The sequence below is a fragment of the Neobacillus drentensis genome, assembly GCF_036966985.1.
Taxonomy (GTDB): domain Bacteria; phylum Bacillota; class Bacilli; order Bacillales; family Cytobacillaceae; genus Neobacillus; species Neobacillus drentensis_E.
This window is the reverse complement of the sequence record NZ_JBALSN010000066.1, coordinates 1-9,264: the sequence shown is the minus strand read 5'-3', so window position 1 is coordinate 9,264 and position 9,264 is coordinate 1. Positions and strand designations below refer to the sequence as shown.

Below are 9,264 nucleotides of genomic sequence, written 5' to 3'. Positions count from 1 at the left end.
ATCGTTTTAATGGTTTATCAACAAAAGCCGTGGTTAAAAGTTTATGACCCAAGAATTAGCGAGCATGTGAATATTGAACACAATTCTCTCTACGATTTTTTGCAAGGTTCAGTAACACGATATACTACTAATCCCGCTTTTACCTTCTTTGGCAACGTATGGACCTACAACGATACAAAACTAATAACCGATCAATTTGCTACAGCCTTACATCGGGCAGGGTTCACCAAAGGTGATCGTCTGTCGATTATGCTTCCTAATTCCCCGCATTACATATTCTCGCTATTCGGTACATTTCGTTTAGGTGGAATAGCTGTTCAAGTTAATCCAATGTATGTAGACAGAGAAATAGAACACGTTTTAAATGATTCTGGCTCTGAGTACATCGTTGCATTTGATGCATTTTATCCAAGAATAAAAGAATTACAATCCAATACATCCTTAAAAAAAGTGATCGTAGTAAGTTTTGGTGGTACTAGAGCTGATCTTGCAGAAGGTGATCATTATTTTGATGAATTTTTACTTGAGGACGTAAATATTCCAGAAGTTGAGATTGACCAATACGAGGATGTTGCCCTTTTACAATATACGGGTGGTACAACAGGTGTATCTAAAGGTGTCATGCTCACTCATCGTAACCTCCTAGCTAATTTCAATCAAGTATGTGATTTTGCCTATAAAGCTTGTGATAATAAACCGGAAAACTTAAAGATGATTACCGTCCTGCCAATGTTCCATGTCTATGGATTATCTAGTGTGGCACTTTGTGGAATTCGTGAAGGTGCCAATCAAATCGTCTTACCTCGTTTTGATGTCAAAGAGGTTATGGAAACGATCAACCGTGAAAAGCCGTTCCAAATGTCAGCGGTTCCAACCATGTACTTTGCTTTAAATAGCCAGCCAGATTTAGATACTTGTAGTTTTAATGAAATGTACTATTTAAGCAGCGGTGGGGCTCCTCTACCTGTAGAACAAGTGAAAATGTTTGAAAAGAAAACAGGTGCCATGTTACTGGATGGATATGGACTTTCTGAATCAGCCCCAACTGCGATATTTAGCCCACCGTTTGTCCCAAGGAAATATGGGAGTGTGGGAATCCCTGTCCAAAGTACAATTGCAAGAGTTGTTCAACTGACTCCAGACGGGTATATTGATGCACCAGTTGGAGAAGAAGGGGAGCTAATAATCCAAGGTCCTCAGGTCATGAAAGGCTATTGGAATCGCCCAGAAGATACCGCTGAAGTATTAAAAGACGGATGGCTGTTTACAGGAGATATCGCAAAAATGGATGAAGACGGCTACTTTTATATCGTTGACCGGAAGAAGGATATGATTATTGCGAGTGGATACAATGTTTATCCTAGTGAAATCGAAGATGTCCTTTATCAATTAGAAGGTATTGAAGAAGTGCTAGTTATAGGCGTTCCTGATTCCTACCGCGGGGAAACAGTAAAGGCATTTGTCAAATTGAAGGACGGGTACACCCATACAGAAGAGGAAATCAAACAGTTTGGGAAAGAGAACCTTGCTCCATATAAGGCTCCAAAAGAAGTAGAAATACGTGCTGATTTGCCTAAATCTTCAGTTGGAAAGTTACTTCGCCGAGTATTAAGAGACCAAGAAAAATTAAAAGTAAAAGCATAATAGAAAGGAAGAAAGCCGTGAATACTCAAGAGCTTTTTAGTTTAAAAGGCAAAACTGCCATTATTACAGGCGGTGGAAGAGGCTTAGGGCAGCAAATTGCAACCGCGTATGCAGAAGCAGGCGCAAATGTGGTTGTATGCTCTAGAAATCTAGATGCTTGCCAACAATTCATAGAAACACTGCAGGAAAAAGGGATTCGGGCAATAGCTTTAAAATGTGATGTAGCCAATCCGAGGGATATCCAGTTGGTGGTCGATGAAACCATGAAGGAATTTGGCCGGATTGATATTTTGGTTAATAATAGTGGTACCAGCTGGGGAGCACCTGCTTTAGACATGCCTGAAGATAAATGGGACAAGGTGATGGATATCAACTTAAAGGCGGTTTTCCTATTTTCCCAGGCAGTTGGTAAAATTATGGTCGAGCAAAAATCCGGCAAAATTATTAATATTGCCTCAATCGCAGGTATGGGTGGACAAGACCCTTTAGTGATGGATGCGATTGGGTATTCAGCAAGCAAAGGTGCGGTCATTACCTTAACAAAGGATTTAGCCGTAAAACTGGCACCGTATAATGTTCATGTCAATGCCATTGCTCCAGGGTTTTTTCCAACAAAAATGGCTAAAGCGATTCTGGACTACTCAGGTGAAAAAATTCTTGAGCGTACACCTGCAGGCCGCTTTGGTTCAGATGATGACATTAAAGGTCCAGCACTATTCTTAGCCTCAAATGCTTCTAACTATGTTTATGGCCATGTACTAGTTGTTGACGGCGGGACAACTGCCAGTGTAAGTTAAATAGTAGATACTGGCCAATTAGTTAAGAGGGATGTACATGGAGTCCACGCATCAAGATAGAGATTCTTTTTATAAAAAAATAGAAGCAGAAATGAATAAGAAAATCCATGCGTACACAAATAACAGAAAATTCACTATTGCATTTGGAAAAGCAATAGATGCACATGTGAAGCAGTTAAAAATTCACAGAAGACTAACAACCAGAAGGTTAAAAAAGTTTGACCTTCCAAATAAAGATGAAATAAGTGCTATTTCTGTAAGAATTGTAGATTATGAGGGAAAGTTAGATCTTTTGGATGAATCCATCTATTGGATGAACAAAAGACAGCAAGAGAACCGGAACAAGTTAAAAATGATTCGTGAATCATGGGAAGACTTGCAAGCTATTTTGGAAAAGGAAGCAGTGGAAATCCACGCTTGTAAACTAAAAAGCTTGGAAGATGAGTTAATAGAGTTAAAACAATTATTTGATTTGAACTTGGAGGAGAATAATCATGACGAAAAAAACTGAAAAAGTATTAGAGTTAGAAAATCAAGAAGTAGAGGTTGACGAGGAACAGGATTCATCAAGCTTAGATCTGCTTTGGAAGTTAGGATTTAATGAATTAGATGCTTGGGAAGACCGCTTAAATAAACGAGATACACTTTTCTTGGAAGCAGTTAGAAACTACGTAGAAAAGCTTAAACAGAATCAAGAAAATGCCCTCACCATTTCTGCGCAATTTGGGATGGAACTGAAAGAGTGGGAAAAGGGAGCACGCGAAGAATTACTTATGACAACGACTCCACTACAGCAGTTCTTTCCAGTGAAATCATATGAAGAAATTAACAAAGTTGTTGAGGATATTCAAAATAAAACAGCTCATTTATTATTAACCCCAACTCAAGCATTAATTACAGGACAATTGGATGCCTTAGATAAATATGTAGAAACCGTTGAACAATATATCGCTTATCGGAAAAATGGCAGAGAAAAATATATTGAGAGTGTTAAGAAAACAAGCAATGTTTTATATGAAAATCAAAAAGTATTTGTAAATATGTTTGCTAAGCAAGTGAAATCTGCAATCCTGCCGTTTCAGAATTATATGAAGAATGCAACCGATCAATCTAAATAATGACAAAATAGGAGTGGAAGTAATGTCTGGTAAAAAACCTTACGATCCATTTGAATCCTTTCATAAGCTTAGTCTTTTATGGGAAAAACAGATAAATGATTTTATCTATCATTGGACGGATAACAAGGATTTCATAAAAATGTCTAATACCGGAACAGAAATTAATTCTCGTTATCTTGAGACATTCAAAAAGAATCAGGAAGCACTTGCAGGTGTTTTGAATTTACCAACTAAAAATGATATAGCGAATGTTGCCACGTTAACGGTCCAAGCCGAGGAAAAAATTGAAGCTCTTGAGGAACAAATCTGGGATTTGCAGGATACCATGAAGTCCCAGAACAAGGAAATCGAGAGTGTTGTGGAGATTTCAAAAGAAATCATTAAATTAACAAAGCAGCTTAAAACAGAGTTAGTTAAAACGAAAAAAGAGCAAATAGAGACCAAAGAATTAAAGGCAGAACTCCAAGAAATGAAGTTTGAGTTAATGAAATTAACTAACTTTAAAGAAGAATTCGAGTCAATAAAAGGTCTTCTTGAAAAGAACAAAGAAGTGGTTCGAGAGTTGGCCGGATCAGGGACAGCGAAATAAAATGAAATGGAGGGATGAGCTTGGCAACAGAAGCACCTTTCAAGGGGAGCATTCCGGAGTTTGATTATCAAAAAGAAATGGACCGCTGGGCAAATGTGGTTAAACTTTTATCTGAACCTGAACCCAAGGTTGGTCAAACTCCAAGGACTGAAGTATGGAGAAAAAATAAATCAGTTTTATGGCATTATCCTGCCAATCAAAAAAAGTATGAGATTCCATTATTTTTTGTGTATTCGCTTTTTAATAAACCATACATTTTAGATATTGACCCAAAGAAAAGTGTGATAAAGAACTTAACTGACATGGGCTATGAAGTGTATTTATTGGATTGGGGTACACCAGGCTATGAAGACAAAAAGATTGGTATCGATACTTATGTCGAGAAATATCTAAAAACAGCTGTAAAGAGGGCCATTCGCCATTCTGAAGCGGAGGAAATTACTCTCGTTGGATATTGTTTAGGAGGTACGATTGCCTCTATCTACGCATCTGTAGCCGAAGAACCAATCAAAAATTTAATCGTAGCTACGGTACCTATTGATTTCAGTACGTTTGTAGGGCCGGAAAAATGGGCGGAAGGTCTCAAAAATGGAGATATTAATCTCGATCATTTTCTAGATGTTTATGGGGTTGTTCCCTCTAAATATGTGGAAATGATGTTTAGAGCAATTGGATCGCCAATCTATTTTACCAATTATACCATGCTCTTAAATCGGGCCCACGATCACCGTTATGTTGAAAAATGGCGTCGGATGAATAAATGGACACTTGATCAAGTGCCTTTTGCAGGTGAGGCCTATAAACAATTTGTAAATGAATTAGTTAAAGGTAACAAGCTGGTTAAAGGGGAGTTCATGGTAGGGAATAAACCGGCCGATTTGAAAAATATTCGTGCCAATCTATTCGTGGTCTCAGGGTCTAGAGACAATTTAGTTTTAGAAGAGCAAAGTAAACCAATTATGGATTTAGTATCGAGTGAAGATAAAACGTATGTGTGCGTTGAATCAGGGCATGTTGGTCTTGCATTATCTGGTTTATTTGCAGGAATTGTTGATCAATGGGCGTCTAGTCGTTCCAATCCGCTTTTTTAAATATAGTTTGGGACAAGTTATTTCAGTAGGGCAAGTTAGGAGAGGAAGGATGATCCCTCTACTCCTAACTTGCTCTTTTATGTTTGTTTAAAAATGTTCTCAGAACTTGGTTGAATTCATCCTTTGCCTCTAATTTAGCAACATGACCAGTATTCCTGAAAATGACAAACTCAGAGTGACGAATTTGTTTATGCATTAAGTACTGAACCCAAACAGGAATAACTGCATCGTACTGCCCGCCAATAATTAAGGTTGGCACTTTAATCTGTGGGAGTAAGTTTAGGTTATTGACTTGTAAACAAGCCTCCATGGATTTAAAGAAGAATTCACGGTTTGGTTTGTAGAATTTAGAGAAGGTCTCGATATTTTCCTTGCTCCAAGAATATAGACAAACCTTTGCGGACCTTTCTGCGATCGCTTTAGGAGATTTATTTTCTAGTTGTGCTTTCCGGTACTTTAGAAAAAGCTTTCCGAGTTGCCTTGGTGCATAATGGAACGTGCTCACTAACATTAAAGACCGGCACATCCCAGGTGCTTGACGATAAATTTCTTGTGCAACCATTCCACCCATCGATAACCCGCATATATGTGCGCTTTCTATTCCTAACTCTTTTAATATACTAATTACATCATCTGCAAAGTTATTTATTGAAATCTCCCCAGGCGTAGTGTACTCTCCATGACCTCGTAAATCAGGAATGATTAAGTCATACTGATTCGCAAATTCAAATTGGTTTGCCCAACCCTCCTTTACTTCACCTAGACCATGAATGAAAACTAAAGGTTCACCTGCACCAAGCCGCAAATAAGGAATTCCGGAGTAACTTTTGAATATTTCACTCAACATTCATTCCTCCTAGTTGTATAATAACAACTGTTATATCCAATATTTGAATGGTGTAAACGGGTATAAAAGTATGATTATTTTATTATATATGGAGTTGTGGGAAAATATTACATATGAGTGTAAAGTACATATATCTGATTTACTTGTCTGAAAAGAAGAATATTGTTGTGTATGAATAGAGAAAGTTTTTAGCTAAAATGGTGTTGTAATGGAGTACAACTTGACAGTTTTGAGTTATGATAAAAGGATTAAGGATGTTAAGTGAAAATGAGGTTGCCTTATGATAAAAAAGTATCTGACATTTCAAAAAAATAATGGAATTGCTCCGTATATTTGGACAGTTCTTGGAATTTTACCGTTTTACTTTATTTTTCAATCTCCCTCAACCATTGAAATAGTAGTGGGGATATTACTCACATTATTATTCTTTATTCTTTACCGAATCGCGTTTTTATCTAAAGGCTGGCCCGTCTATCTATGGACGTTGATCCTGATTGGTATATCTATTACTGCCACAAGTCTTTTCAATTATGTTTACTTTGCTTTTTTTCTCGCTTATTTTATCGGCAATATCAAAGAAAGAATCGCTTTTTTAACGTTGTATTTTATTCATTTGTTTAGTACTTCTGTGTCCATTAACTTCAGTATTGTCATGCAAGAAAAATTATTTCTGCAGCAATTGCCCTTTGTCATTATCATCTGGATTAGTGTCATCCTCCTCCCGTTTAGCATCCATAACAGGAAAGAACGAGGTCAGCTAGAAGAAAAGTTACTGGATGCAAACAAACGGATTTCAGAGTTAGTTAAAATAGAGGAAAGGCAGCGGATCGCCAGGGACCTTCATGATACCCTCGGACAAAAGCTTTCACTTATTGGGTTGAAAACGGATTTGGCCCGGAGGTTAATCTCAAAGGATCCGGAGCAAGCGCGAAATGAATTAAAGGATGTGCAGCAAACAGCCCGAACCGCATTAAGTGAGGTACGTAAGATGGTTTCATCGATGCGTGGGATCCGCTTGAGGGACGAAATTGTCCGTGTGGAACAAATCCTTCACGCTGCTGAAATTAATTTGATCAAAGAAGGAGATTTTACTCCAGCAAAAGTTACGCTGTTAACAGAAAACATTCTAAGCATGTGTATGAAAGAAGCAGTAAATAATGTTGTCAAACACAGTGGTGCGAAATCTTGTTTCATAACTATTATTCAGTCAATGCAGGAATTGGTCCTGACAATTCGTGATGATGGTGATTTTAAGAAAGAGCAAGAAAAGTTGAAAGAAGGCCATGGACTGATTGGTATGAAAGAGCGATTGGAATTTATTAATGGAAGTCTGGAAGTTTTGACAAAAGAAGGAACCACATTAATCATAAGAGTACCAAATGATGTTAAACCAGGGATGGATAAGGAGGAGAAAAATGATTAAAATCGTGATTGCTGAAGACCAGCAAATGCTATTAGGTGCATTTGGTTCACTTCTTAATTTGGAAGAAGACATGGAGGTGGTCGGAAAGGCATCAAACGGTGAAGAAGCCGTGGCACTCGTAAAAAAATTTCAGCCTGATGTTTGTATTATGGATATCGAAATGCCTGGTAAGAGCGGTCTAGAGGCAGCAGAAGAACTAAAGGGGCTGGGCTGTAAAGTAATCATCCTAACGACTTTTGCTAGAACAGGTTATTTTCAACGAGCGTTGAAGGCAGGAGTGAACGGGTATTTGTTAAAAGACAGTCCGAGTGAAGAGTTGGCAAGTTCTATCCGCAGTGTAATGTCAGGAAGACGAATTTATGCACCAGAACTTATGGATGATGTGTATGGCGAGGAAAATCCATTAACAGACAGGGAAAAAGAGGTGTTAGAGCTCGTTGCGGATGGTAAAAATACAAAGGAAATCGCAGAAGAGCTTTGTATCAAGACAGGAACCGTCAGAAACTACATCTCAATTATCCTCGACAAACTTGAAGTAAAAAACCGTATCGAGGCGATTACTCAATCCAAAGAAAAAGGCTGGTTTAAATAAGGAGTGAATGAACNNGTTCATTCACTCCTTATTCTTTCTTCATGGTAGACCAAATTAAATCCAGTACAAAACGGCAGCTAAGCTTCAGCTGCCGTTTTGTAATTATTAATAAAGCCTTTAATATATTCAAATACTTCCCGGGGTCGCTCTTCAGGAAGGGCATGTCCAGAATCTTTTAAAACAATGAGCTCTGAGTTGGTTAAATCCTTATTTAACTTCTCACCAATATTAAGGGGCATTGATTTATCATGATCCCCCCATAGTAATAAACAAGGTGTTTTTATTTGGTTAAGAATTTGGGCAGGCAAGTCTCCCTCACGATCACGAATCATCCTTGTAAGAGCCACAAAAATTTCATCCGTTAAAAACGGTTGTAAGTAACCGTTAATCATTTCATCATTAATGATGGCGTGATTATAAAGTGCGTCCTGAAGATTCTTCTTTACCCCCGTCCGTGCAAACCAATATTTTACGAAAAGATGGAAATAGGGTAGGTAACTTGTAATAATCAAAGGCAATTTTGAGCGTTTGAGATAAGCTGAACTGCAGAGAAGAATAGCTTTGTCCGCGAGTTCTGGCATCATATGGAGGATATTTAATACAATTTGTCCACCCATAGAATGACCAATAAACGTCATTTTTTTAAGCCCTAATGATTCCGTAAGTTGGATTACTGTTTGGGCTAAATTTTTGTAGGAATATACATAGCGGTTACATTTAGCACTTTTCCCAAATGGGGGAAGATCAATAGATAGAACCTGGTACTCCTTTTTCAATAAAGAAATTAAATGGCGAAATGTGAAGGTGGAAGAAAGGAAGCCATGTAATAAAACAAACGTTTTTTCAGATGTGTGATTAGGATAAAACTCGTAATAAACATTAATGTTATTTACCGGTTGATAACCTGCCAAGACGGTTTGTTCCATCAAGATCTCTCACCTACTCCGTTAATAAAATAGATGAGTATAATGTTCCCTAAATATCGGTTCATACACAAAAAATATTGCCAAAAATCAAAACCTATAAATATCAGCAATTTATATAAATTTCAAATAACAGTACAAACCACCCATAAGAATCTGATAAAATTTAATAAAAATGGTTATTTTTGGTGCGGTGTCCATCTGTCGTGGAAAAACCGAGATAGTGTCTTTTTGTGGTGC

At 37.6% G+C, this 9,264-nt stretch carries 10 protein-coding genes; 8 read left to right on the top strand and 2 right to left on the bottom strand.

Annotated features, from left to right (window positions below; translation table 11 throughout):
• From V7659_RS04930 to V7659_RS04905, 6 genes are all read left to right on the top strand, one after another.
• The coding region (locus V7659_RS04930; RefSeq protein WP_335538515.1) for a long-chain-fatty-acid--CoA ligase at nt 1-1,644 on the top strand (1,644 nt) is incomplete at its 5' end.
• A 17-nt stretch (nt 1,645-1,661) separates the two neighbouring features.
• Nucleotides 1,662-2,441 carry an SDR family oxidoreductase gene (locus V7659_RS04925; RefSeq protein ID WP_335538514.1) on the top strand — a complete coding sequence of 260 codons (780 nt, stop codon included), beginning with the start codon at nt 1,662-1,664 and terminating at the stop codon, nt 2,439-2,441.
• A 37-nt stretch (nt 2,442-2,478) separates the two neighbouring features.
• Complete coding sequence (locus V7659_RS04920) at nt 2,479-2,952, top strand: hypothetical protein (RefSeq protein ID WP_335538512.1); 474 nt, start codon at nt 2,479-2,481, stop codon at nt 2,950-2,952.
• Complete coding sequence (locus tag V7659_RS04915; RefSeq protein WP_335538511.1) at nt 2,936-3,559, top strand: hypothetical protein; 624 nt, start codon at nt 2,936-2,938, stop codon at nt 3,557-3,559. The genes V7659_RS04920 and V7659_RS04915 overlap by 17 nt, the downstream gene beginning before the upstream one ends.
• Nucleotides 3,560-3,581: 22 nt before the next feature.
• The gene (locus V7659_RS04910) at nt 3,582-4,148 is read left to right on the top strand and encodes a polyhydroxyalkanoate biosynthesis repressor PhaR (protein WP_335538509.1); all 567 of its coding nucleotides are present in this window, start codon (nt 3,582-3,584) and stop codon (nt 4,146-4,148) included.
• Between the two features lie 20 nt (nt 4,149-4,168).
• Complete coding sequence (locus V7659_RS04905) at nt 4,169-5,239, top strand: alpha/beta fold hydrolase (RefSeq protein WP_335538508.1); 1,071 nt, start codon at nt 4,169-4,171, stop codon at nt 5,237-5,239.
• Between the two features lie 64 nt (nt 5,240-5,303).
• On the opposite strand, the gene V7659_RS04900 is transcribed toward V7659_RS04905, so the two are convergent.
• A complete protein-coding gene (locus tag V7659_RS04900) occupies nt 5,304-6,086 on the bottom strand; it encodes an alpha/beta fold hydrolase (protein ID WP_335538507.1) in 783 nt (260 codons plus the stop codon).
• A gap of 280 nt (nt 6,087-6,366) precedes the next feature.
• Here V7659_RS04900 and V7659_RS04895 point away from each other — a divergent pair, with 280 nt between their 5' ends.
• Both V7659_RS04895 and V7659_RS04890 read left to right on the top strand, forming a co-directional pair.
• On the top strand, nt 6,367-7,509 hold the full coding sequence (locus V7659_RS04895; RefSeq protein WP_335538506.1) for a sensor histidine kinase: 1,143 nt from the start codon (nt 6,367-6,369) through the stop codon (nt 7,507-7,509).
• Nucleotides 7,502-8,101 (top strand): response regulator transcription factor, encoded by a 600-nt coding sequence (locus tag V7659_RS04890; RefSeq protein ID WP_335538505.1) that lies wholly within the window; start codon nt 7,502-7,504, stop codon nt 8,099-8,101. Before V7659_RS04895 ends, V7659_RS04890 begins: the two co-directional genes overlap by 8 nt.
• 77 nt (nt 8,102-8,178) lie before the next feature.
• On the opposite strand, the gene V7659_RS04885 is transcribed toward V7659_RS04890, so the two are convergent.
• Nucleotides 8,179-9,027, bottom strand: a complete 849-nt coding sequence (locus tag V7659_RS04885; RefSeq protein WP_335538504.1) for an alpha/beta fold hydrolase — start codon at nt 9,025-9,027, stop codon at nt 8,179-8,181.
• Nucleotides 9,028-9,264 lie beyond the last annotated feature (237 nt).